Genomic DNA, 26,849 nt, shown 5'->3' with positions numbered 1-26,849 from the left:
ATGGCACAGCAACAATCAGAAATCAGATATTTAACTCCGCCATCAGTAGATGTTAAGAAGAAAAAATACTGCCGTTTCAAAAAGAGTGGTATTAAGTATATCGATTACAAAGATCCTGAATTCTTGAAGAAATTCTTGAATGAACAGGGTAAGATCCTTCCTCGTCGCATTACAGGTACTTCATTGAAGTATCAGCGTCGTATTGCACAGGCTGTGAAGAGAGCTCGTCATTTGGCTTTATTGCCTTACGTAACTGATATGATGAAATAAAAAAAGGAGGAATAAGTATGGAAATTATATTGAAAGAAGACGTATTAAACTTGGGTTACAAGAACGATGTTGTAACTGTAAAGTCTGGTTATGGTCGTAACTATCTTATTCCGACTGGCAAAGCAGTTATCGCTTCACCGGCAGCAAAGAAAATGTTGGCAGAAGAATTGAAACAGCGTGCTCACAAATTGGAAAAGATTAAGAAAGATGCTGAAGCAGTAGCTGAATCGTTGAAGGGTGTTTCTTTGACTATCGCTACTAAAGTTAGTGCAACAGGTGCAATCTACGGTTCAGTAGGTAACATTCAGATTGCAGAAGAACTTGCTAAATTGGGTCACAACATCGATCGTAAGATTATCGTTGTTAAAGATACAGTTAAGGAAGTTGGTCACTACAAGGCAGTTGTTAAACTTCACAAGGAAGTTTCTGTAGAAATTCCTTTCGAAGTAGTAGCAGAATAATAAGCTTATTACATAAGTATATAAAAAATCTCTTTCATTCGAAAGGGATTTTTTTGTTTATAATAGTTGGGTAGTGACATTCCTGTTTTTTATAATTAAAGCATTATAGAAAAGTATGGACACAAAAAAAAGCCTGTGGGTTTTGTTATCCTACAGACTTTAACTTTTTACCTAAAATTCTACTGATAATTATTCAGCTTTGTCGCAGCAAGCTTTAGCTGAATCGCAAGCTACTGAATCACATGCAGCTGAATCGCAGCATACTGAGTCACATGCTGGAGTAGCTTCTTCAACTACAGCAGCTTCTGTAGATTCTGCATTTGCATTTTTGTTACCACCACATGATGCGAAAGATACTGCAACGAATGCAACGAATAAAAATACTAACTTTTTCATCTTTTTTGCTTTTAAAATTCTGTAATACTTATGTTGTTATCTTAATTGACGCTGCAAAGATATATAGTTTTTTGATACGTTGTTCACTTTTGGTCCAATATTTTCGCTAAAAAATATGTTATGCAGCCTATTTATTGTTTTTTAACAATATCTGTTTTCCTTTTTTTTACACTTCGCCATTGTTCGTTTTTTTATACTTTATAAATCACGAAATATTGCGTAACTTTGTGCAAAATATTTTTATTGTATGATTGATACTACTGTTTTCAAGGATAAGAAAGCTGTTTATTACACATTAGGTTGTAAACTCAATTTTGCTGAGACTTCATCAATAGGGAAGTCTTTGAAAGAAGCTGGTGTTAGAACTGCCAGAAAAGGTGAAAAGGCAGATATCATTGTCGTAAATACATGTTCCGTAACGGAAGTTGCAGATAAAAAGTGCAGACAGGCTATTCATAAGCTGGTTAAATCACATCCGGGTGCATATGTCATTGTTACAGGATGTTATGCACAGTTGAAACCTGATACGGTTGCCGATATTAAAGGTGTTGACCTGGTTTTAGGAGCCGAACAAAAAGGAGATCTGATGAAATATCTTGTGACTCTTGACAAGTCTGCTCATGGTGAGGCTATAACTACATCAACAAAAGATATACGTACATTCTCTCCGTCATGTTCGCGTGGTGACAGGACAAGATATTTCCTGAAAGTTCAGGATGGTTGTGATTATTTCTGCTCTTATTGCACTATACCGTTTGCCAGAGGAAGAAGTAGAAACGGTAAAATCTCCGATCTTGTGGAACAGGTAAGGGAAGTGGCATCAGAAGGAGGGAAGGAAATAGTACTTACAGGCGTAAATATAGGTGATTTTGGAAAATCAACCGGAGAGACTTTCTTTGATCTTGTAAAAGCGCTTGATGAAGTAGAAGGAATAGAGCGTTATAGAATTTCGTCTATCGAACCTAATTTGCTTACAGACGAGATAATAGAGTTTGTTTCGAAGTCAAAGAGATTCATGCCTCATTTCCATATTCCGTTGCAATCGGGATGCGATGAAGTTCTGAAGCTTATGCGCAGAAGATATGATACAAATCTTTTTGCTTCAAAAATAAGAAAAATAAAAGAGTTGATGCCGGATGCTTTTATAGGTGTTGATGTTATAGTTGGAACTCGAGGAGAGACTCCGGAGTATTTTGAGTCTGCATATAATTTTATAAGCTCGCTTGACGTTACACAGCTGCATGTGTTCAGTTATTCTGAACGTCCTGGTACGCAGGCTTTGAAAATAGATTATGTAGTTTCTCCTGAAGAAAAGCATGCAAGAAGCCAACGTTTACTTGAGCTATCCGAAACGAAGCTTAAGGAATTTTATTCGCGTCATATAGGAAAAGAAGCTGTAGTCCTGGCAGAACATTCAAAACCTGGAATGCCGATGCATGGATTTACGGATAATTATATTCGAGTGGAATTACAGCCTGATAGTGTTTTGGACAATCATCTGGTAAAAGTCAGACTAGGTGATTTTAACGCTGACGGTTCGTCGCTGTTGTCTGAAACAATTTAAAAGATTTCAGGAGAATAAATACATATCTGTATGAAGAAAGTTTCTGTTGTTATATTGAATTGGAACGGGGCGGAAATGTTACGTAAATTTCTGCCTTCAGTCATTGAGAATACTAATCCGTTGTTGGCCGACGTATGTGTTGCCGACAACGGCTCTACCGATAATTCAGTAGAAATATTGCAATCTGAATTCCCAACGGTAAGATTGATACGTCTTAGTGAAAACTATGGCTTTGCAGAAGGATATAACAAGGTGATGGATTTTGTTGATACGGAGTATGTAGTTCTTCTTAATAGTGATGTAGAGGTAACCGACTGTTGGATTGAACCTATACTGGAGTATATGGATGAAAATCCTGAAGTTGCCGCCTGTCAGCCTAAAATATTAAGCTATCGTAATAAAGAGCTATTCGAGTATGCGGGAGCTTCAGGAGGCTTTATTGATAAATATGGTTATCCGTTTTGCAGAGGAAGAGTCTTTGACACAGTAGAGGCGGATAATGGTCAGTATAACGATATAATTGATATATTCTGGGCTTCAGGTGCTGCAATGTTTGTCAGACGTAATTTGTACAAGTCGGTAGGAGGGCTTGACGGAAAGTTCTTTGCCCATATGGAAGAAATAGATTTGTGCTGGCGTTTCCTCAGTAGGGGATATAGAGTGGTTTGTGTGCCGTCAAGTACTGTCTATCATGTAGGTGGTGCAACACTCAAGAAAGAGAATCCGCGCAAGACTTATCTTAATTTCCGCAACAACCTGCTGATGTTGTATAAAAATCTTCCTTCACATGAGTTGAAAAGTGTAATGCGCGTGCGTTGCGCCCTGGATTATATGGCTGCCTTATTCTTCGTGTTGAAGTGTGATTTTGCTAATGCTAAAGCAGTCATAAAAGCCAGACAAGATTATTTGAAACTCCGTGATGAATTCCAGTCATCGCGCCAGTGCAATCTTAAGGAGGCTACTGTTGGAAAAATAAAATACAGATATAATTTTTCCATTATTTTCAGATGTAAGCTTTCAGGCAAGAAGACTTATACCGAACTTGCACGATAATTATAACGCAGTGTTATTATAATTTTGATTCTATGAATTCCATTATTTCCTCTTCCTTGTCAGGATGGAACCATGTTATATCATTATCTCGTTTAAACCATGTCATCTGCTTTCGGGAGTAAATACGCGAATTCTGTTTTATTTTTTCTATAGCAAATTCAAGTGTACAGTTACCTTCAAGGTATTGGATTATTTCTTTGTATCCTACCGTGTTAAGTGAATTTAGGTTTCTGTATTCATACACCGACTTGACTTCATCCACAAGACCTTCTTTAATCATGATGTCAACCCTTTTGTTGATGCGTTCATACAGTTCTTCCCTGTCCCTGCATAATCCGATTTTTATGATATCAAACGGTCTCTGTTTTTTGTTTCCAGTTCTGAATGAAGTATATGTTTTTCCGGTCATATAACATATCTCCAGAGCGTGTATCACCCTTTTGGGATTTTTTAAGTCAACTGTCGAGTAGTATTCAGGATCCAACAGTTTCAGTTCGGCACATAATCTGTCCAGACCTTCTTTTTCATACTTCTCCATCATCATCAGCCTTGTCTCGCTGTCAACAGTTGGTATGTCGTCTATTCCTTTACATATAGCATCTATATACATCATGGAGCCGCCTGTCAGAAGAATGGTATTGTTTCTCTTGAAGAGTTCTTCCAAAAGGCTGATGACCTCACTCTCATATTGTGCTGCGCTGTAGTAATCCGTCAGTTTCAGTGTACCTACGAAATAGTGTTTCACCCTTTTCAGATATTCTTCCGTCGGGGCTGCAGTACCAATCTTCAAGTCGGAGTATAATTGCCTTGAATCGGCAGAGATTATAGGCGAGCCATATTTATCTGCTATTTTTATACTAAGGTCAGTTTTTCCTACGCCGGTTGGTCCTATGAGTACTATGAGAGTTTTTTTGTTGTCCATCAGATATATAAATTAAGAAAGCGAAGAATGCGGAATATCAACCATTAGTTGAAGCCGTATTCTTCGCTTTTATTAAGTATCGGTATTATAATTAATATTTGTCTTCTTCGTATGGGTTACCTTCACTCATACCGAAACCTTCCATGTCGAAATCTTCCATGTCATAGTCTTCGTCTCCATAGAAGTTTTCTCCCAAGTCAAGCGACTGGCTTGTGTTTAGCTGTTCGTCGAAGTCTATTGTCTGTTGTGGAGCTTCACCTTCCTTGCGTGAGCATATGGCATGTTCAAGATCCTGTCCTGTTATTATTTCAGAAAGTTCGATGAAGAAGATTCTTTCAGCCAGCGGATCGAAAACGTAAATCAGCTTTTGCTTTTCGTCTTCCAACAGTTCGCTCAGCGGAGTATCTTTCATTATGTAAATGTCCTCGTCAGAACTGCTAGTGCCCATATCTTCAAGGGTGATTTCTGTTTCTTTCTCCCAGTCGTCATCACATATAAAGAAAGAAGTCATCTGGTCATCTTTATAACCTGTACACTTTAGTATAGCTTCATGCAAGTCGTAGAATGAAGCGTCTGAATCGATTTTTATTTCTCTCAAGAAATTATCGACTTCGTCTGATATGAGTCTGAATTTGTAAACCATCTTTGTTTAGTTTTAAATCTTTGTTTTGTAAATATACAAAAAATGATTATCTTATTATACCTCTTTGTGAATTTTCTATGAAGGAGATTATATATTCTATCTCCGGACTCATAGGAACATCTTGTTTCACTTGTTCAAGAGCTTCTGCAGTATTCTTTCCGCTATTGTATATTATGCGGTATGCATTATGTATATTTTCTATCAGTTCGTTTGAGAAACCGCGTCTTCTCAGTCCGACGATGTTGATTCCGCAGTATGCGATAGGGTCTCTTCCGGCTATAATGAAAGGTGGTATATCCTTGCTGAAGCGGCTTCCTCCCTGAATCATTCCATAACCGCCCACTCTACAGAATTGATGCATGAGCACGCTCGCACTTATTATTGAATAATCGTCGATTATTATTTCTCCGGCGAATTTTGTAGAGTTTCCGATAATACATCCGTTTCCGATTATAGCGTCGTGTGCAACGTGAACACCTTCCATAAGCAGGTTATTGCTTCCTACTATTGTCTTTCCCTTTGCGGCAGTACCTCTGTTAATGGTAACATTTTCCCTTATGGTATTGTTGTCACCTATCTCGGCTGTAGTTTCCTCTCCCTTGAACTTCAAGTCCTGAGGGATTGCTCCAATAACAGCTCCGGGGAATATTCTGTTGTTATTGCCAATGCGTGAGCCGTAAAGGATGTTTGCATTTGGCATTATGGTGTTGTTGTCACCTATAATCACGTTTTTGTCAATATACACAAATGGTCCGATTTCTACGTTCTGTCCTATTTGTGCTTCCGGATGTATGTATGCTAATGGACTTATCATATTCACTTTATTTGTTTTTTACAATTTGAGCCATGAATTCTGCTTCACAGACAATCTTTTCTCCTACGAATACATATCCTTTCATTGTAGAAACCCCTCTTCTGATAGGAGCCATAAGTTCTACTCTGAATATAAGAGTGTCGCCCGGCACTACCTTCTGACGGAATTTCACATTGTCAATCTTCATGAAATATGTAGAATATTTTTCAGGATCATCTACTGAGTTAAGAACCAGAAGTCCTCCCACCTGTGCCATAGCTTCTATCTGCAGAACTCCCGGCATCACCGGTTCCTGTGGGAAGTGTCCTTGGAAGAACGGTTCGTTTGATGTAACGTTCTTTACCCCCACGATATAGTTTGCTCCCATTGCTATAACCTTGTCAACCAATTGGAACGGATATCTGTGTGGCAATAACTCGCGTATGCGGTTAACGTCCATCAACGGTTCTTCATTACAGTTGTATATAGGAGCCTGTATTTCATGCATACGTATTTCCTTGCGCAACTGTCTTGCAAACTTGTTGTTGATGGTATGTCCCGGTCTTGTGGCGATGATGCGTCCCTTTATAGGTTTGCCTATCAATGCAAGGTCGCCTATTATGTCGAGAAGCTTGTGTCTTGCAGGTTCGTTAGGCCATACCAAAGGTATATGGTTGATGTAACCCAAATGGCTTGCATCCATATGAGGAACTTTCATTACATCGGCCAACTTGTCGAAGTTTTCCTGTGTCATCTGCTTTTCGTATATTACGATTGCATTGTCCAGGTCGCCTCCCTTAATGAGCCCTGCATTTAGCAGAGGTTCGATTTCGCGGACGAAAACAAATGTACGTGCAGATGCTATTTCTGTAGGGAAGTCTGCCATATTTTCAAGTGTGGCAAACTGGTTTGTCAGAATGTGTGAATCGTATGATATAAGCGTATTGATGCTGAATCTGTCGTCAGGCAATACAGTGATACATGAGCCAGTAGCTTCGTCGCGGAATTCTATTTTTGATTTTATTATATAGTAATCCTTTGGAGCAGACTGTTCTTCTATGCCTACTCTTTCTATGCATTCCACATATGCTTTTGCGCTTCCGTCAAGTATAGGGAATTCAGGTCCATCTACTTGTATCAGACAGTTGTCAATTCCTGCAGCATACAATGCTGCCAATGCGTGTTCTACTGTGCTTACTTTTACATTGTTTTTTGATAACACTGTACCGCGAGTAGTGTCTATCACATTCTCGGCCACAGCGTCTATAATAGGTTGATCGTCAAGATCAATACGTTGGATTTTATACCCGTGATGTTCCGGAGCCGGATTAAATGTCACTGTCAGTTTAACTCCAGTGTGAAGTCCTTTTCCGTTCAGTGAAAAGCTACCTTTTAAAGTCTGTTGTTTCAACATGGGCTATTATTTGTTTATTTGTTTTTTCAATTCTTCTAATTCTTTCTGCAGCTTGCCTATTTCTGCATACATGTCCGGCAGTTTCTTATAAATGATAGCCGAACGGGCAAACTGTTTGTGGTCTATGGCAGGATAACCCATAATAGCTATATCCGATTTGGTGTTTCCAGGTATTCCGGACTGTGCTCCTACAGTGACTTTGTTGCCTACTTTTATATGACCTGCCACTCCGACCTGTCCGCCGAACATACACCATTCGCCTATTTTTGCAGAACCGGCAATACCTACCTGCGATGCCATTACGGTGTTGCTGCCAACCTCTACGTTATGGGCAATCTGAACCATGTTGTCAAGTTTGACACCTTTGTGAATTATAGTCGCTCCCATTGTAGCACGGTCTATACATGTATTGGCGCCAATTTCAACATCATCTTCCAATATAACAATACCAATCTGTGGAATTTTTTCATATCCTTCAGGTGAAGGTGCGAATCCGAAACCGTCAGCACCGATTACAGCTCCTGCATGCAGAATGCAATTGTTACCTATGCGGCAATCGTGATAGATTGTGACGTGCGGATAGAGAATGCAGTTGTTACCTATTTTTGCATTGCTACCAACAGTTACGTGTGGATGAATATAGACATTGTTTCCAATAACAGCTCCTTCTTCTATGCATGCAAAAGGACCTACATAACAGCCGTCTCCAATCTTTGCTTTATCCGAAATAAAGGCTAGCGGGTCAATCCCGGTCTTCTTTGGCTGGCTCATTTCATATAATGTCATAAGTCTGGCCAAACTTTCATATGCGTTGTCAACTTTTATGAGTGTTGCTTTTACTTCATGTTCAGGAGTAAAGTCCTTGTTCACCAGAACTATTGATGACTGCGTTTCGTATATGAAATTTGTATATTTGGGATTTGCCAGAAACGATAATGCCCCCGGTACACCTTCTTCTATTTTCGCAAAAGTGTGTACTGTCGCATTTTCGTCGCCTACGATAATTCCTTGGATAAATTCTGCAATTTGTTTAGCTGAGAACTCCATAATTATTACCTTTTGTTCCTTTTGTTTTGTTTAATTGTTTTTTTTACCCTTAATAAACGTAAAGTAAGTTCGATTACTTATTTATGCAAATTACGTGTTTTTTTTTTATATATCAGAGAAAAAAGCAAAATATTTGCATCTTTACTCATATAAATAGGGCGATTTCAACAAAAAAACAGTTATATCAGCCTTTTGTGAGGATGATATAACTGTTTTATCTGCTGAATTTATTCGGAATTAAGATAATATTGTTTGGCATTCCCATGACATTATTATGAAAAATACAAGTCATTTCGGATAGTAATCCAAGCAAAGTATCAAAATATATATTTCAGCTAAATTTAAGAAAGTTTAATCTGAAACTATTGCTTTTAAAATCAATTAAAGGATTGCTTTTAGTTGTTCAGACATCTGTTGTTGTACTTTCTGTGCTTCTTCGCCTGCCACTTTTGCAAAGTTTTCAGTCTTGTCGGCATAGATGATTGCGCGGCTTGAATTTACAATAAGTCCGCATTCCTTAGTCATACCGTACTTGCAAACTTCTTCCAGTGAGCCACCCTGTGCTCCGACACCAGGAACCAGAAGGAAGTGGTTAGGAACAATCTTACGGATATCTTCGAACATGCGTCCCTGAGTAGCACCGACTACGTACATCATGTTTTCGTCGTTAGCCCATTCCTGACTCTTGCGCAACACTTTTTCGAAAAGACGTTCGCCTTCAGTATCAGCTGTGAGCTGGAAGTCGTGTGAACCCTTGTTTGATGTAAGTGCAAGGAGGATTACCCATTTGCCTTCGTAAGTAAGGAACGGAGTAACACTGTCTTCGCCCATATATGGAGCTACCGTTACAGAGTCGATGTTCAGTTCTTCGAAGAATGTACGTGCATACATAGCCGAAGTATTACCGATGTCACCACGTTTAGCGTCTGCTATGATGAACTGGTCAGGATAGTTTGTCTTGATATATTCTACTGTCTTTTCGAATGCTATCCATCCCTTAACACCCATACTTTCATAAAAAGCCAAATTTGGTTTGTAAGCGATACAGTAAGGTGCTGTTGCGTCAATTATAGCCTTGTTGAAGGCGAATATAGGATCTTCTTCTTTCAGAAGGTGTTCAGGAATTTTCTTGATGTCAGTGTCAAGTCCCACGCAGAGGAATGACTGTTTCTTCTTGATGTTTTCGAATAACTGTTGTTTGTTCATATCTTTTGTTTTTGTTAGTTGACAAGTTGACGAGTTGACAAGTTGACGAGGTTCAGCATCTCTGACCTTTGGTTGCTATCCGGCTGGAGAGCCTTGTTAACTTGTAACTGAAGCCTTGTAGCCTGTTTGTTTAAAGTTCGCTTTCCTTCAGTCTTTCAGCATTTTCAGCCACAATCAGATGGTCTATACAGTCCTGAATGTCTCCGTCCATGAATGCACTGAGGTTATAGATTGTATAGTTTATGCGGTGGTCTGTAATACGTCCCTGAGGATAGTTATAGGTACGGATTTTAGCAGAACGGTCTCCGGTGCTGACCATAGTCTTACGTTTCGAAGCTATATCGTCGATGTACTTCTGATGCTCCTTATCGTATATAAATGTACGCAGGCGCGAGAGCGCACGTTCCTTGTTCTTTGGCTGGTCGCGTGTTTCGGTACATTCAATAAGAATTTCTTCCACAACTCCGGTGTTAGGGTTCTTCCAGTTATAGCGCAGACGAACTCCGGATTCCACCTTATTTACGTTCTGTCCTCCGGCACCGCCGCTTCGGAATGTATCCCATTTTATTTCGCCTTCATTGATTTCCACATCGAAAGGTTCAGCTTCAGGCAGTACGGCTACCGATGCGGCCGATGTGTGTACACGTCCCTGAGTCTCAGTGGCAGGAACTCGCTGCACGCGGTGTACTCCCGATTCGTATTTCAGAGTTCCGTAAACCTTTTCTCCCGTTACGGAGCAGATTATTTCCTTGAAACCGCCAGCTGCACCTTCGTTAGCACTTGATACTTCAAGTCGCCAGCCCTTTGTTTCGCAGTATTTAGAATACATGCGGAACAGGTCGCCGGCAAAGATAGCCGCCTCGTCGCCACCCGTACCGCCACGGATTTCAAGAATCGCATTGCGGTCATCCTGAGGGTCGGCAGGAACAAGCAGAAGTTTGATTTCCTCTTCCAGTTCCGGAATGCGTGCCTCGCAGGCCGCAGCCTCTTCGCGGGCCATTTCCTTCATTTCAGGGTCGCTTTCGTTCATCATCATTTTGGCCTCTTCCAGACCGTTGATGCACTGCAGGTATTCCTTGCGTGCATTCATGATGTCGCCCAGCTCCTTATATTCCTTTGTAAGTTTTACATATCTTTTCTGGTCTGCTATCACGTTCGGGTCAGTAATCAGTGTAGATACTTCCTCAAAACGTGATACCAGTCCTTCAAGTTTTTCCAGTATGGTGTTATTTTCCGCCATTTAAATCTTTTTGTTTTGTTTTTTTACCACAATCTGCCTTCGAATAACAATGTTATAGGTATAGCCAATAATAGTATTGAAATGATTAGGAGTATAAAACCCTTCCAGTTTTTGAATATAGGTTCCTTGCTATTATCAATAAAATATTTTGCAAATATAGCTCCCGAAAATCCGGCCGTCATATAGCCTAATGTTTTGATGTAGTAGATGTTTTGAGAATCTCCTAATCCGATTATAGCTATACTTGCTACAAAAAGCAGTGCTAAAACTGCAAGTTTCAATGACTGTTTATTGTTTTTTCTATCGTTACTCATAAACATTACTGTTTAATTGTTACCACAATTTACCGTATAGTATAAAACATACTGAAACGGCAATCAGCAGCGTAATCAATGAGATAATAATCTGCTTTCTGGGGCTCCAGTTCTTGTCTTTACCTTTAAACGGATTGTATATTCTGCCACTTTGTGCCGGCAATAGGAAGCCTAATACGTAAAGAATGTGAATGTCATATTCCAATCCGATACATATGCATACTATACCAGCCGCTAGAAAGGCTAAAAGTATAAGGCATCCTTTGTTTTCTTCTTTCATAGGCATTGTGGCTTTATTATGTTAGTATCTGAACTCTCCGAACTCACTCTTGATAATCAATTCCTTAGTGCCGTTGCTTTCTTCTATGCGACCAACAATCTGTGCGTCGATGTTGAACGATTTGCTGATTTCGATAACCTGTTCAGCGTGTTCAGTAGAAAGATATACTTCAAGACGGTGTCCCATGTTGAATACTTTGTACATTTCGTCCCAGTCAGTACCGCTCTGTTCCTTGATAGTACGGAACAATGGAGGAACAGGGAAGAGATTATCCTTAACCACGCGGCAGTTGTCGCCTACGAAGTGCAGAACTTTAGTCTGTGCACCACCCGAGCAGTGAACCATACCGTGGATTTCAGGACGGAGAGCATCAAGCAGTTTCTTTACTACAGGAGCATATGTACGGGTAGGAGAGAGAACCAGCTTACCAGCGTCAAGTGGAGAACCTTCCACAGAGTCAGTCAGTTTCAGATTACCGCTGTAAACTAGGTCTTCAGGTACAGCCTTGTCGTAGCTTTCAGGATATTTCTCTGCAAGATATTTTGAGAATACGTCGTGACGCGCGCTTGTCAGACCGTTGCTGCCCATACCGCCGTTGTATTCCTTTTCGTAAGTAGCCTGTCCGTAAGAAGCAAGACCTACGATAACGTCGCCCGGACGGATGTTTGCATTGTCAATCACGTCAGAACGTTTCATACGGCAAGTCACTGTACTGTCAACGATGATAGTACGAACCAGGTCGCCCACATCTGCAGTCTCGCCACCTGTTGCGTAAACACCTACACCCATTTCGCGGAGTTCGGCAAGCAGTTCGTCAGTACCGTTGATGATAGCCGAGATAACTTCTCCCGGAACGAGCAGTTTGTTACGTCCGATAGTAGAAGAAACAAGTATGTTGTCAACTGCTCCTACGCAGAGCAAGTCGTCGATGTTCATGATAAGGGCATCCTGTGCGATACCTTTCCATACAGACAGGTCGCCTGTCTCTTTCCAGTACAGATATGCCAGTGATGATTTGGTTCCCGCACCGTCTGCGTGCATGATGTTGCAGTATTCAGGGTCTCCGCCAAGAATATCAGGAATAATTTTACAGAAAGCCTTAGGGAAAATACCTTTGTCAATGTTTTTGATAGCGTTATGTACATCTTCCTTAGATGCCGATACGCCGCGCTGCATGTATCTTTGATTACTCATGAGTGATGATATATTATAAATTATAATTTTCTAAATCGATTCGATGTGCAAAAATACTCAAAATCTGATATATATCAAAGTTGGCAGGTGGTAAATAATGGCTCGAAGTATTAGTTTTTAGAACTCCTTTTCAAGTGTATAGCACGTAAAAAGGTAGAGATATTGTTTTATCTGTTCTGACAAAATGAAATCGTTTTAATGGTATTTGGTTGCATAATGTAATTATAAAGTCCTGTTCTGTCATTTATGACCTTTAATATTTTATTCGGAAAAATCTGTAATGTTAATGGTTCTTTCCTTTATGATTGATAATAATGTATGTATAATATTATGAATAGTTAAGAATGTTAATTTAAACACCTCGGCGTTTTATGTAAAATGTCTTGTTATTGTCTCAAAAACTCCTTGTCTTTTCAGGAAAAACTTCTTTTTCTTCTTCATAAAGTGACGGGTTGTCAATATTTTTTGTAAAAGTTGCCTTGTTTTATTCTAAAAAGAAGATTTTTAGATTTATTCTCGTTTTGATAGAATGATGTAATAATTCCTTTCTTGTTGTATTGGTGTAGGCGTATAGGTGGTTTGTGTGATATTTTGAAGGGATTTGGCTTTTATTTGTGATAGAATGATTTGGTAAAGCTTTCTGGGAATTGATTTTTCCCTGTCTTGATTTATATTGGTATTGATTATTCTATTCTTGGAAATCGCAAATAACAGAATGTCAATTTGACAAAAATATATTTCTGTCAATATTTTGCAATCATGTCATAGGATGTTTTTATTAGTTCTTAGCGGAAATTTTTTTAGTGTTGATTTATAGAAATCAGCCCAAAGCTGTTGATTATAATTTAATATTGTGTTATCTTTACAACATAATATTAAGAATCAAATAAAGTCTGTTTATGAAATACCCGATAGGAATCCAGAGTTTTGACCAGTTGATAGAAGACGGTTATGTGTATATCGACAAGACCGATATGGTATATAGCCTTGTGACCGAAGGTAAAATCTACTTTCTTAGTCGTCCGCGCCGTTTCGGAAAGAGCCTTCTGGTTTCTACATTGAAGAACTATTTTCTTGGTAGGAAAGAACTTTTCAAAGGCTTGAAGATAGACTTTCTGGAGAAAGACTGGAATGTATATCCGGTGTTTCATTTGGATTTCAATGGTACAGACTATACTGTTAGGGGAGGTCTTGAGAAGAAAATAAGGTATTATCTTTTATCTTGGGCAGAAGAATATTCTTTACCGGAACGAACTAAAGAGCTTGGTTTGGGCGACTTGTTTGCTGAGCTTATTCGTGCTGCCCACGAGCAGAGCGGGCGCCGTGCCGTAGTTCTGATAGACGAATATGACAAGCCGATTCTTGATGTTCTTGATGTGGACAAAAATCTTGAAGAAGAGCATCGTAATACGTTGAAAAGTTTCTATTCGGTGTTCAAAAGCGCTGATGAGCATCTTCAGTTTGTCTTTCTTACTGGAGTTACCAAGTTTTCTCAGGTCAGTGTATTCAGTGGTTTCAATCAGCCTTTTGATATAAGTATGCACGGCAAGTATGAAACTCTCTGTGGTATATCACAGACTGAGCTGGATACAGTATTTCGTGAACCGATAAAAGAAATGTCTGGCAGATACGAATGCTCATACGATGAGATGCGTTCAATGCTTAAGTCCCACTATGATGGTTATCATTTCAGTAAGAACATGACTGATGTTTATAATCCATTCAGCCTGCTTAATGCTTTTGCAACTCTGGATATCTCTGACTATTGGTTCAAGAGCGGAACACCGACCTATCTCATCCGTCTGCTTTCGTACACCGACGAGAATATGGACGAGATAACGGGGCGCTATTATTCGGCTGAGGAATTTATAGATTATAAAGCTACTGTAGAACAGCCTTTGCCGATGATTTATCAGAGTGGTTATCTTACTATAAAAGACTTTAATCTGCGCCGCAATGTCTTTCTTTTGGATTATCCGAACAACGAGGTAAAGAAAGGTTTTCTTTCTCTTGTTGCCAGCAACTATTTCAATACTCGTGAGAGCATATATTCATGGATTCGAAATGCTGCTTTTCAGCTGGAGGACGGAAAGATTGAGGATTTCCGTACAGGTCTGACTTCTTTCCTTGCCGGCATTCCATATATAATGCGACGTAAGGAAAACGAACGCGAACGTGAAAGATATTTCCAATATACTTTCTATCTTATTATGCGCCTTATCAGCGTATATACGGTTTATATTGAAAAGCTGCAAAGTCAGGGTAGAGTGGATTGTATTGTTGAAACTCCTGATTATGTCTATATATTTGAATTTAAACTTGATGGTACTGCAGGTGAAGCTCTGCATCAGATAAATGAGAAAGGGTATGCTCTTGAGTATTCTTCCGATAAAAGAATAATATACAAGATAGGTGCTGTTTTTTCATCCGAAACAGGTACCATTGCAGATTGGCTCTGCGAGTAGCCTCTCTGCATATTTTCATTGATCTCTTTCTGACATTATCAGAGTTATATTCTCCTGTTTCCCGTCCGGGAGTAAATATTGAATAGAATATACTCCTTTCTGGAGTTTCTTTATCAATTCATCAGAAGCGCTTTTCGTTCTGAAAAGTTCCATTCCGGTGATGTCGTTTACGACAATAATGCATCCTTCAGGTGCTTCCGGCAGTTTGTTTACGGAAATTATTCTTTCGTCGTCTGCCGGACGGTTTATTTCCAATGGAGAACTTTCATTGCCGTAGCGGTCGGTAGCCGTGATAGCCCAAAAGCGTTTGATTTTTCCAGCCTTGAGGCTATAACAGAAACTGTTGGAACCATGCTTCAGGCAGATAATGTTTTTACCGTCGTTTATATCTACCGGATAGAAATCTGAGGCGTATATGCGATAGCTTGCTTCTTCTGTTTTCGAAGAGTCCGCTTTATCCCAGTTAATCATCACACTGTCATTCCTGAATGATATTACTCCGTTTACAGGTTGAGCTGGAGCAATGCTGTCCTGCCATACCATTGGATGTACGGCAGCCGGATATGTATAGAACCGGCATTTCAGGCTGTCTGTCAGACCACACGTGTTTTTCATCAGAAATTCGTTTCTGAAGAAAGCCTGTCCGTCAAGTCCGTTGCGCCTTGTGAAATATATCTGTCTCATTATCTCATTTATGTCCCATTCGTGGGCCTTTTGTTTCAGGAAATATATTCCCAGTCCGGGTACCACGAATCGCCCGTGTTTGTTCTCTTCCCAATCGAGCGCAAAAGGGTAGAAATGGTTGTCGCGGAAATACATCATCGGGAATATGGCATCGTGTATCCCTGTTTTCAGCCATAGTTTTGCATCCTGATATACGGCGTTGTAGGCGTTCCATCCTTTCGAGCTGTAGCGGCGTGTGTCGTCATATTTGCCTACAGGCGAGCTGCTTACTTTTACCCATGGCTTTATGAGCTTGACGTCATTATATATTTCTCTCACTATTGATGTGATGTTGTCCCTACGCCATTGCGAGATAGTTTTCCCTTTCCCATATTTGCGGAACGTCTTTCCGTCAGGAAAGTTTTCCGCGTTCTCCGGATATCTTATATAGTCCAGATGAATTCCGTCGATGTCGTAATTCATGGTTATTTCCTTTGCTATTGCTGCCAGATATTTTGCTGTTTCAGGATTGCCCGGGTCAAGATACCAGGCTCTCTTGAAATGTATGCACATCGTTGGCTTTTTCTTTACGACGGATTGTTTTCCGAGCAGTTTTACCTGTCTGTCATTTCCTGCAGGGATGCATACCATCCACGCGTGAATTTCCATTCCGCGCTTATGGCATTCTTCAATTGCGAATTTTAGTGGGTCGTATCCCGGATTGCGGCCTGTCTTGCCTGCCAGCGATTCTGCAAATGTTTCATAGATTGAAGGATATATCACGTCACCTCTTAGTCGTGTCTGGAACAAAACAGTGTTGAAGTTTGCTTCTTTCAGCATATCCAGCTGCTTGCACAGTTCCTCTTTCTGACGCTTTATTCCATATGCTGATGTCGCTTTTACTGTAGGCCAGTCCAGTCCTCCTATGGTTGTAATCCATGCAGCCCTTATTTCATATTTGGATGAGGCTTTTATATTGGCTGAGAATATAGCCAGCATGGACAGTATTATTATGATTCTTTGCATATTACTGATATTTTGGCTGCAAAGATACTAAGACTTTGCCGAAAAATCTTTATAATGAGAGTAATCTGTAGTTTTATGTTTTATTTCTGATTAAATAACATTACTTTTGTAACTGAAAATAAGGAAAATCAAACAAAAAATATTATGATAACGTTTAGTTTAGCTTTAGTATTACTTATTGTAGGCTATCTGGTTTACGGAAAATACGTTGACAGACTTTTCCAGCCGGATGCTTCGCGCAAGACTCCTGCCGTGACTATGGCAGATGGGGTGGATTTTATTCCTCTTCCTACGTGGAAGATTTTCATGATTCAGTTTCTCAATATTGCCGGTCTTGGCCCTATATTCGGAGCCATAATGGGAGCACAGTTCGGTACGGCATCTTATCTTTGGATAGTTTTCGGTACTATATTTGCCGGAGCAGTGCACGATTTCTTTTCGGGAGCGCTTTCCATACGTAATTCCGGTGAGAGTCTTCCTGAGATTATCGGAAGATATTTGGGACTGACCACTAAGAAAGTGGCATGTATATTTACAGTACTGCTCATGATTCTGGTAGGTGCGGTGTTCGTGTCAGGTCCGGCAGAACTGCTTGCTGGAATGACTCCGGATTATATGGATATGTATTTCTGGATGATAGTGATATTCGTATATTATATCCTGGCTACAATGCTTCCAATCGACAAAATCATAGGACGTATATATCCGCTGTTTGCGTTTGCCCTGCTGTTTATGGCAGTTGGAATTCTTGTTATGCTTTATGTAAAATCTCCTGAACTTCCTGAAATGTGGAACGGTTTCGGAACAAAATATGAGAAGAACCCTATCTTCCCTATGATGTTTATCTCAATAGCCTGTGGAGCAATCAGCGGTTTCCATGCCACACAGTCTCCTCTGATGGCAAGATGTATGGTCAACGAGAAGCATTGTCGCCCTATTTTCTACGGAGCAATGGTGACAGAAGGTATAGTAGCTTTGATATGGGCTGCTGCAGCTACATATTTTTTCCATGAAAACGGAATTGTGGATCAGGCTACAGGTATTGCTTATTCGGGTGCGAAGGTGGCTACAGATATATCCAATCAGTGGCTTGGTACTTTTGGTGGGATACTTGCCATTTTGGGTATAGTTGCAGCTCCTATCACCAGCGGTGACACGGCACTCCGTTCAGCTCGACTTATCGTTGCCGACTTCCTCGGTATCGAACAGCGAAGCATCGCAAAACGTCTGCTGATATGTATTCCTATCTTCCTTCTCACTGTTGGACTTCTGGTATTCAGCTTCAGCAATGCTGAAGGTTTCAAGATTATCTGGCGATACTTTGCATGGTGTAACCAGACGCTTTCGGTGTTTACACTTTGGGCAATAACTGTATATCTTGTGAAGAATAAGAAAAACTATTGGGTGACTCTTATTCCTGCCTTGTTTATGACATGCGTATGTTCTACATATATATTGATAGCGCCGGAAGGTTTCAGCCTTTCGCCTGTAATATCTTACTGGGGAGGAATGGCATGTGTCGTAGTGGCTGCAATATGGTTTGTGGCATGGTATAGAAAATCTGTTAAACACTAAAATATAGATAATATGTTAATGACAACAACCAATAATGTGGAAGGCAAGCGTATTCTGCATTATTATGGAATAGTCTCTGGTGAAACTATAATCGGTGCAAATATGTTCAGAGACTTGTTTGCAAGTATTCGTGATATCGTGGGCGGACGTGCAGGGTCTTACGAAGAGGTTTTGCGCCAGGCTAAGGATAGCGCGATGAAAGAAATGTGTGATGAGGCTATGCGTCTTGGAGCCAATGCAGTCATAGGAATAGATCTTGATTTTGAGACTGTAGGTGGAAACGGAAGTATGCTAATGGTTACAGCTTCGGGTACTGCTGTATATTTGGAATAATATTTTTTTATAGGGTAGAAATGAAGAAAAGTTTAGTTGCGGTAGCCTTTATGGCATTGCCGGGGTTGATGATAGCCCAGAAGAAAGGTTTTGATTACAAATTTTACGGTCAGGTTCGTACCGATTTGTTCTATAACTCAAGAGCAAATTCGGAAACTGTTGACGGATTGTTCTATATGTATCCGAAAGACATATCTCCTGATGCGGATGGTAAGGACCTTAACAGTTTTGCCAACGGTGGATTCTATACACTGTATTCACGTCTTGGAATTGATGTGAAAGGCCCTGAACTGATGGGAAAGATAAAGACTTCTGCAAAGCTGGAAGTGGATTTTCGTGGTTCAGGTACAACTTTTTCATTGTTCCGAATGCGTCATGTATATTTTAATCTTGATTGGGGTAAATCAGCTTTGCTCGTAGGTCAGACATGGCATCCTCTGTATGGTGATGTGGCTCCTGACATCCTGAATCTGAATATGGGTGCTCCGTTCCAGCCTTTTAGCCGTGCCCCACAGTTGAGATATAGGTTTACTACTCAAGGAATGGTGCTTACGGCTTCAGCTATATGGCAGTCGCAGTATCTTTCTGTAGGTCCGGCAAATAATGCTCCGGGAACTACATCGACAGCGAAGAGCCAGAATTTCATAAAGAACAGTTGCGTGCCTGAATTCTATTTCGGGGCTGACTACAGAACACTTGGTATGATTCTTGGTGCCGGCGTGCATGTATCTTCTATGACTCCACGTACACAGTCGGAAACAGAAGGTAAAGTCTTTAAGGTGAACGAACGTATAACAGGAGTTTCAGGCGAGGCACATGTTAAGTATGTGAAAGATGAATTCTCTATAGCTGCAAAGACATTGCTGAGCTCCAATCTTACAATGACAAGTACAGTAGGAGGATATGGAGTGACATCTGTTGACAGTCGTACTGGAGAGCAGGAATATGCTCCTTTGCGAGTTTCTCATTCGTGGATAAATATGGTTTATGGAAGTAAGTTGCGTTTCGGAGTTTTTGCCGGCTATCTGAAAAATCTTGGAGCAAAGGAAAACGTGACCAGTCTGATAGGTACCGGTACAAATCTGGATCAGCTGACAAATGCATCTGCCGAGCTTACATATAATATTCCTAACTGGAAATTCGGTGCGGAATATTCGTGGGCAGGAGCATGGTACGGAAACAATGACTCAAAGGGAAAGGTAGTTGATACACATCTTGTAAAGAACAACCGTATAGTGTTTACTGCGATGTTCCAGTTCTGATTATTGACAGACAATAAAATAAAAACTCCATATGAATGTTAGCAATTGTTCATATGGAGTTCTGACAAAAAGAAAAGGAGACCTGAACGGCCTCCTTTCTTATTATGGTATGAAATAATTCTCAAATTATTTGTCACCACGGATAGCTGCGATACCCGGAAGGATTTTACCTTCGATAGCTTCAAGCAAAGCACCACCACCAGTAGAGATGTATGATACCTGGTCAGCCATACCGAACTTGTTGATACAAGCTACTGAGTCACCACCACCGATGAGTGAGAATGCACCTTCTTTAGTAGCTTCAGCGATAGCTTCAGCGATTACTTTAGAACCACCTGCGAAGTTGTCCATTTCGAATACACCTGCAGGACCGTTCCACAAGATAGTTTTTGCACCCTTGATAGCAGCTCTGAACTGTTCGCAAGTTTTAGGACCTGCGTCAAGTCCCATCCATCCGTCAGGAATATTGTTGTCATCGCAAACTTGAGTGTGAGCGTCGTTTGAGAAAGCGTCAGCAGCTATACAGTCGCAACCCAATACAAGGTTTACACCTTTAGCTTTAGCTTTTTCGATGATGTCAAGAGCCAACTGAAGTTTGTCGTCTTCTACCAATGAGTTACCGATCTTACCACCTTTAGCTTTAGCGAAAGTAAATGCCATACCACCGCAAAGGATCAGGTTGTCAACTTTATCCATCAAGTTTTCGATGATACCGATCTTAGTAGAAACCTTAGAACCACCCATGATAGCAGTGAAAGGACGTTTGATATCTTTCAATACATTGTCAACAGCTTTAACTTCTTTTTCCATCAGGTAGCCCAACATCTTGTGGTCTGCATCGAAGTAGTCAGCGATAACAGCTGTAGAAGCATGTTTACGGTGAGCAGTACCGAATGCATCCATAACGTAGCAATCAGCGTATGAAGCAAGAGTCTTAGCGAATTCTTTCTGACGAGCTTTCATTTCTTTCTTAGCCTCTTCGTAAGCAGGATCTTCTTTGTCGATATCTACTGGCTTACCTTCTTCTTCAGGATAGAAACGAAGGTTTTCGAGCATAAGAACTTCGCCCGGTTTAAGAGCTGCTGCGGCGTCAGAAGCTTTTGCACAGTCTGGAGCGAATTTTACTTTAACACCAAGAGCTTCAGAAACGGCATCAACAATCTGGCTCAAAGAATATTTAGCGTTTACTTTGCCTTTTGGTTTACCCATGTGTGACATGATGATCAAAGCACCACCGTCAGCAAGGATTTTTTTCAATGTAGGAAGAGCACCGCGGATACGAGTGTCGTCTGTGATTTTACCTTCTTCATTCAAAGGCACGTTGAAGTCAACGCGAACGATTGCCTTTTTACCAGCAAAGTTGAATTTGTCAATTGTCATCATAATCGTAAATATTTTAATTAAAGAGTTTTTTCTTTATTTCTTAGACGCTCGCAAAGTTAAGAAAAAAATATTACAGATGATAATCTGCGATAATTATTTTCGTCCAGATGATAATTTCACATTATTGTAGCATGTAATAATCTCAGAATCCGTTTTTGCCTGCATTGAATTTGTAACCTATACCTAGCATTAAGTTGTTTGGATTCTTGAATTTATATAATTGATATCCTACGTGCAGAAATATCTTGTTTGTGATATGAGTTTTCAGTACAAATGTCTGGTAAAAGGAATTTGTATCATCTCCACGGCATACAAAGTTCTTTCCGATACCAAGGTTTATTGAAAATATCGGCATAACTATTTCAGCCCTTGCCGATAGTCCGAGTGAGAACTGTTCTATGAATGGAGGTCTGAAGAATTTCACATCGTCGGTTGGCGTATTGGTATTTGCAATATGGTCAGTGATGTTTGCACTTTCATCGTATTGTGCATCAAGAGAAAGTCCGGCACGGAAATATTTATTGAAGTTGTACATCGGGTTGAAATTCAGTCCTGCCACGGCGAAATTTCCGGGGATAACCATGCCTGTGCCATCTTGCCATGTGATACCTTTTTTCTTGGTTGCACCGTATATTATAAGGTCGTAACTGATGTATGGTTTGAATCCATACTTAGGTGTCACTGCCGGTCTGTTGTTTTTCAACTCGGATTTTGTTTCATCCTGTGGACACCATATCACTCCTATACGGCCGTCAAGCGTATTTACACCAAAGTTAGGATATCTTGTATTGCCGTTTGAGTAGTGGGAGAGACCTATTCCTGCCCTTAATGCTATTTCATTTGTCATTTGCCAGTTGAACAGGAAGCCCAGATTTATGTACGCGTTGGCTTTTGAGCCGACAATCGTGTTGAATGGATTTTTCTCGGCATCGTATTTTTTCCATCCGAACGAAGCACCGAAATTCCATTCATAATCGAATGAAAGATTTTTGGTGATAGACGCTATTCTGGAAGTCTGGAATACATATACGGCGAGTGGGTTTCCTACTTCTTTTGTGTTATTGAAAGTATTGTAGCCTATGCCTATACCCTGAATGGTATTGGGATACATTTTTCCCATATAGCTGTCAGGACCAAATTTAAAACCATACTTTATGTGTCCGGAGAGGTTGGTGCGTATGGGAGATTGCGCCAGATTATCTCCTCTGAAGAAACTTTTTGTCGGGAATGTGTATGCTGGTTTGAAGTCAATACCTATTACGTGTATTATTTTTCTCTGGACACTGTCCTGCCTTTCTGCGTTGAGCTTTGCTGCTACAAGGCATAGTAACAGAATTACGGTAATATATTTTTTCATTATTTATAGTCTAATTTAGGGGAATATCATGAGGTAATCGAACGGGTCTTTACTGCTTAGTCTTCCTGTAAAAACACATTCTTCTCCTGTGTCAGGATTTGAGGCATGTACTTTATAGTTTACATGGAATTCTTCAATATTGTTATATACTTCTATCTTTTTTGTCTCTCCTGGTTGAACTGTTGTGGAAACAACAAAGTCCTTGTCAAGCCTGCCCGTCCAGAAACTTTGTTCCTTCAGTCCGAATTTAACTTTAGTATTTCCCATTACAGGTTTACCGTCCACAATGTCCGGTATTGGTATTTCAGCAAGATTTTCTCCGAGAATCTTATCCAGATTGTTGAAACTATCATAGTCATCAGGATAGAACTCGATTTTTCTGAGTGAGTTCTTGAATGGATAGAAGTTTAATGTAACAGGTCCTCCTTCTGAGCCGGAATTGTTTACGGTTATGCCATCCACTTGTTCCACGACGTAGTCACTATAATAGAAATCATTCTCGAAATCGTATTCCACTTTGTCTATAACGAATTTGCTTGTTGGTTTCAATGATACATTTATTTCCTTGTGGTAATATTCGTTTCCTACTATTATACTGAAAGCGATAGGATGATTGACAAGATTTTTGACACATATAATCTCTAACTCACGATTATTCCTTTTTTCTATGCGGAAAGCGTAATATGTACTTTCGTAGTAAATGATTCCTGTTTCTCCTTCATACAGCAACGGAAAATAATTATATATTGGGTTACCCTGAAGATCATATATGGTATAGTCAAAAGTGTTTATCGCAACACCTTCCATACTTGATATGTTCCAGTTGTCTGAATCAAAATTCAGTTTATATGGTTTGCCGCTTTCTACACGACATGTATCAGGGTACTCAGAAATGAAATTGTCAATAAAAACATCTGAGTTGCAGCTGGTAAACAATGTGGCAAAGAGAATGGATAAAATTGTAATTTTTGTTCTCATGATTGTCTCTGTGTGTGTTGTACTGACTACGTTAGAATTCTTCTTTATAAGTGACTTTGAACGGTAAAACCTGAAAAACTCTTCTGTCGGCTGTAGTCAGTTCTAGTTTATATGAGATGGAACTTCCGTTTCCCTTTTCGATAAGTGTCTGCAATGTTTCTTTTGGAAGAAGCTCTTTCAGATAGAGTCTGCCGTTCTGTAAATGTATGAGTCTTGCTTTCTTGTCAGTATCGACAACGAGCATGTACGAACGGTTATAATGGCTTATAGTACTTCCGGCATATCCATCACGGGTGGTAGTTTCTATGCTTGAGTTTTCATAGCTTAGTGGCCTGTTCTCAGATGGCTCAATGAATTCCATATTCTTGTTGAATACCACTTCATTGTAGCTCAAGTCATAGATGTCTGTTCCCTTGGGTTCCATATCTTCGTCTGTTGAGAAAAGACTGAATTCAAAATGTCTGAACCTGTCGGATACGGTTATGTAAGCTCCGTTTGTAAGCAATTTTATTTTGACGTGGTCTCCGTCGCATGTTATTTCGCATGATTCTTCGTTTCTTGCTTTTACGGAATATAAATCGTTGTAAGAAAGGACGTCAAATTCAAATTCATTACCGGAGATGATATTGACTTCATCGTTTATGGATGTAGTGAGGCTCTTTATATTTGATAAATCATCAGGATAAGCATTCTGTATTTCTTTCAGTTCTTTACTGTTCATACGTTTGTAGGTGGAGTAACCGTAAATTTTTACTCCGTCAGCACGAATGCCAAGAAAATCAATGATTTTCATAATGTCTCCTTTTAAAGATACGATACGCATTACCAGATAACCATTTTGGCTGACTCTGTTCCCATCCTCATAATCATAGGCATATGTATGATATCCATGAGCCGGAAAAGCATCTACATACATGTATTCTTTTAGTGATTCAGATGACTCGAAATAATACTGGCTTGGTCCTCCTCCCACCAAATCTTCATAATAGTCTTTGGTAGAACATTTTCCGTCGCTGCCAATTTCATATGTAATAACGTGCTTCCAGCCATATCCTACGACTGACGATTCAAATTCTTCTGTTGAGATATTGGCGGCATCAGGTATATAGCATTCTCCGTTAGCATCGAAAGAAAAAGTAGGATAAATATCTTCCTTGTTGCACGATGCAAAGAAAACAACAGATAAAATCGCTATGATGAATGAGTGAAGTTTCATGGTTTTCATATCTTTGGTCTTTATAGTTTATTATTTTATCCCTAGGGTTTGTTTCCTTCTTATTCTGCTCAAATGTATAGGAGTTATTTTCAGATAAGAAGCAATTTCCTTCAGAGGAATAAGTTGGATAACGTCCGGATATCTTTCTATAAGTTGAATATATCTTTCTTCCGGAGTGTAACGATACAAGTTGATGTATCTCAGATATATTTGGTTGAACAGTTGTTCGGATGTAGTACGTGCCAGTATTTGTCCGTTTACTGTGTTTTCATACTCGTGGTTTAAAACGTCTGAATGGCAAAAAAGAATTTTACAGTCCGTTACAGCCTGAATACTTATTTCTGCTTTCATTCCGTAAAGGCAAAAGGGATAGTCTGCAACAAATTCACCGGGAAATGAGAACCCTATGTTGTAATCCTTTCCCTCTGTTACATTCCGGCAAGTGTATTTTACTATACCTGATTCAAGTAACCCGCAAAACGGAAATATATCTCCTTCTTTCTGTATATATTCATTCTTTTTGTATTGACGCAATTTCCCTTTCCTATGGCATAAGTCAATGTAGAAATCTGCGTCAATCCCCGCCATGTATGTGTTGAATTTAGACATTGTTTGAATCATGTTTAGATTATAACATGATATAAAGGTAATTATTTATTTTTATACAATGTTTTTTTTATAATTTATTCTGATATAATATCTATTGTTTACTTACCGGTTGTCTTTTCGTAATGCTTAACTTGTCTTTGTTTTAATGGAATCAATGTTTATTTTATGCTATGGCTTACCGCTACAGCCTTTACTCCGGCTTCAGGATATTTCTCCTGATAATACTGTGTAAAATCTTTATAGAAATATGGAACAGGTGTAGGACCGGCAGATTTGCTTTTTGAAGGATTGCAAATGAATACATCATATTTTATTGCATTTTCTTCATTTTCAGGATCATTGCCTATAATGAAAGTCCATTCCATAGTTCCGGTTATTGCTCCTTCGGGTTTGAGATTTTTGTATGATTCCGGAAAGTCAGCACCATCTATGTTCATTTTCTTTATAAAACCAAGCATACCTATTTCCTTCTTTTCGTTTACAAGAAGCCATCTGGTCAAGTCGTTTTCTATATAGCAATTTAGACCGCCGAATGTAATCATAGGATTTGAGTTTATATCTTCTTCTATGATATCTTTATTTTCCGCATCAATATAATATCTGAAATCAGTATTAATACAGCTACAGTATTCAGTGTAGAACCATTCAGGGATAAAATTGTTTGGAACGTCATCAGATGTTTTTTCTTCCTTGGAAATCAGTTCCAGCTGCTCATATTCAGTCCACGCCGGGTCTCCCATGCTATGATCCAGATAGTTGGTCTCGCTGATGCGTAAAGTATATTCATATCCCGGTTCGTATTCAAATCCTTTTATACTTCCAAGTTGTTCCCATTCGGCAGAATGTTCCCTCATTACCGCATATACTTCCGATAAGTGATTCTCTCCGGATGAAAATAACAGCCCTGGCACTTTCTCAGACGCTATAGTGATGGTATATTCTTCATAACCAGTAATTTTCCTGCCTTCTTCTTCCTTTTGACAACTGGCAAGGATTGATGTACAGATTAATAACACCAGCGTTTTAAATATTTCTGAAGATTTCATATAGATTTCAAATTTTGGTTCCCTTAAGCAAATGTAGATTTTTATTTTTTGAAAAACAAAAAGATTATTTTCAAATCCATATCAATAGCGAACGTTCTTAACATAGGTTTATTGTTATATCATAAAGAAAAAGAGTTGC

Annotated in this window: 26 protein-coding genes; 8 read left to right on the top strand and 18 right to left on the bottom strand. The window is 39.6% G+C overall.

The features are described from left to right. On the top strand, positions 1-270 hold the full coding sequence (gene rpsR, locus H6A61_RS02830; RefSeq protein ID WP_154044620.1) for a 30S ribosomal protein S18: 270 nt from the start codon (positions 1-3) through the stop codon (positions 268-270). A gap of 17 nt (positions 271-287) precedes the next feature. Next, a complete protein-coding gene (rplI, locus tag H6A61_RS02825; RefSeq protein ID WP_204390760.1) occupies positions 288-731 on the top strand; it encodes a 50S ribosomal protein L9 in 444 nt (147 codons plus the stop codon). Between the two features lie 189 nt (positions 732-920). Here rplI and H6A61_RS02820 read toward each other — a convergent pair whose 3' ends face one another. Further along, on the bottom strand, positions 921-1,127 hold the full coding sequence (locus tag H6A61_RS02820) for a hypothetical protein (RefSeq protein WP_154044618.1): 207 nt from the start codon (positions 1,125-1,127) through the stop codon (positions 921-923). A 247-nt stretch (positions 1,128-1,374) separates the two neighbouring features. Here H6A61_RS02820 and mtaB point away from each other — a divergent pair, with 247 nt between their 5' ends. Both mtaB and H6A61_RS02810 read left to right on the top strand, forming a co-directional pair. Continuing rightward, positions 1,375-2,691, top strand: a complete 1,317-nt coding sequence (mtaB, locus tag H6A61_RS02815; RefSeq protein WP_204390759.1) for a tRNA (N(6)-L-threonylcarbamoyladenosine(37)-C(2))-methylthiotransferase MtaB — start codon at positions 1,375-1,377, stop codon at positions 2,689-2,691. A gap of 30 nt (positions 2,692-2,721) precedes the next feature. After that, positions 2,722-3,744 (top strand): glycosyltransferase family 2 protein, encoded by a 1,023-nt coding sequence (locus tag H6A61_RS02810; RefSeq protein WP_204390758.1) that lies wholly within the window; start codon positions 2,722-2,724, stop codon positions 3,742-3,744. A 16-nt stretch (positions 3,745-3,760) separates the two neighbouring features. On the opposite strand, the gene miaA is transcribed toward H6A61_RS02810, so the two are convergent. The 10 genes from miaA to H6A61_RS02760 form a co-directional block, all read right to left on the bottom strand. After that, entirely contained in the window at positions 3,761-4,666 is a 906-nt protein-coding gene (gene miaA, locus H6A61_RS02805; RefSeq protein ID WP_204390757.1) for a tRNA (adenosine(37)-N6)-dimethylallyltransferase MiaA, read from the bottom strand. A gap of 91 nt (positions 4,667-4,757) precedes the next feature. Next, positions 4,758-5,309: an IS1096 element passenger TnpR family protein gene (locus tag H6A61_RS02800; protein WP_154044614.1), complete on the bottom strand. Its 552-nt coding sequence runs from the start codon at positions 5,307-5,309 to the stop codon at positions 4,758-4,760. A 46-nt stretch (positions 5,310-5,355) separates the two neighbouring features. Further along, the gene (gene lpxA, locus H6A61_RS02795; protein ID WP_154044613.1) at positions 5,356-6,123 is read right to left on the bottom strand and encodes an acyl-ACP--UDP-N-acetylglucosamine O-acyltransferase; all 768 of its coding nucleotides are present in this window, start codon (positions 6,121-6,123) and stop codon (positions 5,356-5,358) included. 7 nt (positions 6,124-6,130) lie between these two features. Further along, positions 6,131-7,516, bottom strand: coding sequence for a bifunctional UDP-3-O-[3-hydroxymyristoyl] N-acetylglucosamine deacetylase/3-hydroxyacyl-ACP dehydratase (locus tag H6A61_RS02790; protein WP_154044612.1), 1,386 nt, complete (start codon positions 7,514-7,516; stop codon positions 6,131-6,133). Positions 7,517-7,522: 6 nt separating this feature from the next. Beyond that, entirely contained in the window at positions 7,523-8,563 is a 1,041-nt protein-coding gene (gene lpxD, locus H6A61_RS02785; protein WP_204390756.1) for a UDP-3-O-(3-hydroxymyristoyl)glucosamine N-acyltransferase, read from the bottom strand. Between the two features lie 381 nt (positions 8,564-8,944). Continuing rightward, positions 8,945-9,769 (bottom strand): orotidine-5'-phosphate decarboxylase, encoded by an 825-nt coding sequence (pyrF, locus tag H6A61_RS02780; RefSeq protein ID WP_204390755.1) that lies wholly within the window; start codon positions 9,767-9,769, stop codon positions 8,945-8,947. Positions 9,770-9,899: 130 nt separating this feature from the next. Beyond that, positions 9,900-11,009: a peptide chain release factor 1 gene (gene prfA / locus H6A61_RS02775; RefSeq protein WP_204390753.1), complete on the bottom strand. Its 1,110-nt coding sequence runs from the start codon at positions 11,007-11,009 to the stop codon at positions 9,900-9,902. Positions 11,010-11,032: 23 nt separating this feature from the next. Further along, the gene (locus H6A61_RS02770; protein ID WP_204390751.1) at positions 11,033-11,323 is read right to left on the bottom strand and encodes a hypothetical protein; all 291 of its coding nucleotides are present in this window, start codon (positions 11,321-11,323) and stop codon (positions 11,033-11,035) included. A gap of 19 nt (positions 11,324-11,342) precedes the next feature. Beyond that, positions 11,343-11,603 carry a hypothetical protein gene (locus tag H6A61_RS02765; RefSeq protein ID WP_204390749.1) on the bottom strand — a complete coding sequence of 87 codons (261 nt, stop codon included), beginning with the start codon at positions 11,601-11,603 and terminating at the stop codon, positions 11,343-11,345. A 21-nt stretch (positions 11,604-11,624) separates the two neighbouring features. Then, the gene (locus tag H6A61_RS02760) at positions 11,625-12,797 is read right to left on the bottom strand and encodes an AIR synthase related protein (protein ID WP_204390747.1); all 1,173 of its coding nucleotides are present in this window, start codon (positions 12,795-12,797) and stop codon (positions 11,625-11,627) included. 899 nt (positions 12,798-13,696) lie between these two features. On the opposite strand from H6A61_RS02760, the gene H6A61_RS02755 reads away from it, so the two are divergent. Continuing rightward, positions 13,697-15,262, top strand: coding sequence for an ATP-binding protein (locus tag H6A61_RS02755; RefSeq protein ID WP_204390745.1), 1,566 nt, complete (start codon positions 13,697-13,699; stop codon positions 15,260-15,262). Between the two features lie 15 nt (positions 15,263-15,277). Here H6A61_RS02755 and H6A61_RS02750 read toward each other — a convergent pair whose 3' ends face one another. Then, the gene (locus tag H6A61_RS02750; protein WP_239469075.1) at positions 15,278-16,951 is read right to left on the bottom strand and encodes a glycoside hydrolase family 10 protein; all 1,674 of its coding nucleotides are present in this window, start codon (positions 16,949-16,951) and stop codon (positions 15,278-15,280) included. Between the two features lie 144 nt (positions 16,952-17,095). Between H6A61_RS02750 and H6A61_RS02745 the strand changes: the two genes are divergently transcribed. The 3 genes from H6A61_RS02745 to H6A61_RS02735 are packed head-to-tail and all read left to right on the top strand — an operon-like array spanning position 17,096 to position 20,121. Continuing rightward, a complete protein-coding gene (locus H6A61_RS02745; protein ID WP_204390743.1) occupies positions 17,096-18,526 on the top strand; it encodes a carbon starvation CstA family protein in 1,431 nt (476 codons plus the stop codon). A gap of 12 nt (positions 18,527-18,538) precedes the next feature. Next, positions 18,539-18,859, top strand: coding sequence for a heavy metal-binding domain-containing protein (locus H6A61_RS02740; protein ID WP_154044602.1), 321 nt, complete (start codon positions 18,539-18,541; stop codon positions 18,857-18,859). A gap of 20 nt (positions 18,860-18,879) precedes the next feature. Next, on the top strand, positions 18,880-20,121 hold the full coding sequence (locus H6A61_RS02735; protein WP_204390741.1) for a DcaP family trimeric outer membrane transporter: 1,242 nt from the start codon (positions 18,880-18,882) through the stop codon (positions 20,119-20,121). A 126-nt stretch (positions 20,122-20,247) separates the two neighbouring features. Here H6A61_RS02735 and H6A61_RS02730 read toward each other — a convergent pair whose 3' ends face one another. From H6A61_RS02730 to H6A61_RS02705, 6 genes are all read right to left on the bottom strand, one after another. Beyond that, positions 20,248-21,504, bottom strand: a complete 1,257-nt coding sequence (locus H6A61_RS02730; RefSeq protein WP_204390739.1) for a phosphoglycerate kinase — start codon at positions 21,502-21,504, stop codon at positions 20,248-20,250. Between the two features lie 142 nt (positions 21,505-21,646). Next, on the bottom strand, positions 21,647-22,861 hold the full coding sequence (locus H6A61_RS02725; protein WP_204390737.1) for an acyloxyacyl hydrolase: 1,215 nt from the start codon (positions 22,859-22,861) through the stop codon (positions 21,647-21,649). Positions 22,862-22,876: 15 nt separating this feature from the next. Next, positions 22,877-23,839 (bottom strand): hypothetical protein, encoded by a 963-nt coding sequence (locus H6A61_RS02720; RefSeq protein WP_154044598.1) that lies wholly within the window; start codon positions 23,837-23,839, stop codon positions 22,877-22,879. Between the two features lie 31 nt (positions 23,840-23,870). Next, positions 23,871-25,064: a hypothetical protein gene (locus tag H6A61_RS02715; RefSeq protein WP_239469074.1), complete on the bottom strand. Its 1,194-nt coding sequence runs from the start codon at positions 25,062-25,064 to the stop codon at positions 23,871-23,873. A gap of 21 nt (positions 25,065-25,085) precedes the next feature. Then, positions 25,086-25,664: a Crp/Fnr family transcriptional regulator gene (locus H6A61_RS02710; protein WP_204390735.1), complete on the bottom strand. Its 579-nt coding sequence runs from the start codon at positions 25,662-25,664 to the stop codon at positions 25,086-25,088. Positions 25,665-25,822: 158 nt separating this feature from the next. Continuing rightward, a complete protein-coding gene (locus H6A61_RS02705; protein ID WP_204390733.1) occupies positions 25,823-26,710 on the bottom strand; it encodes a DUF4377 domain-containing protein in 888 nt (295 codons plus the stop codon). Positions 26,711-26,849: the final 139 nt, after the last annotated feature.

The organism is Bacteroides caecigallinarum, from assembly GCF_016901995.1.
Lineage (GTDB): Bacteria > Bacteroidota > Bacteroidia > Bacteroidales > Bacteroidaceae > Phocaeicola > Phocaeicola cellulolyticus.
Note: the sequence above shows the minus strand (reverse complement) of the source record. Positions and strands in the feature narration are given on the sequence as shown.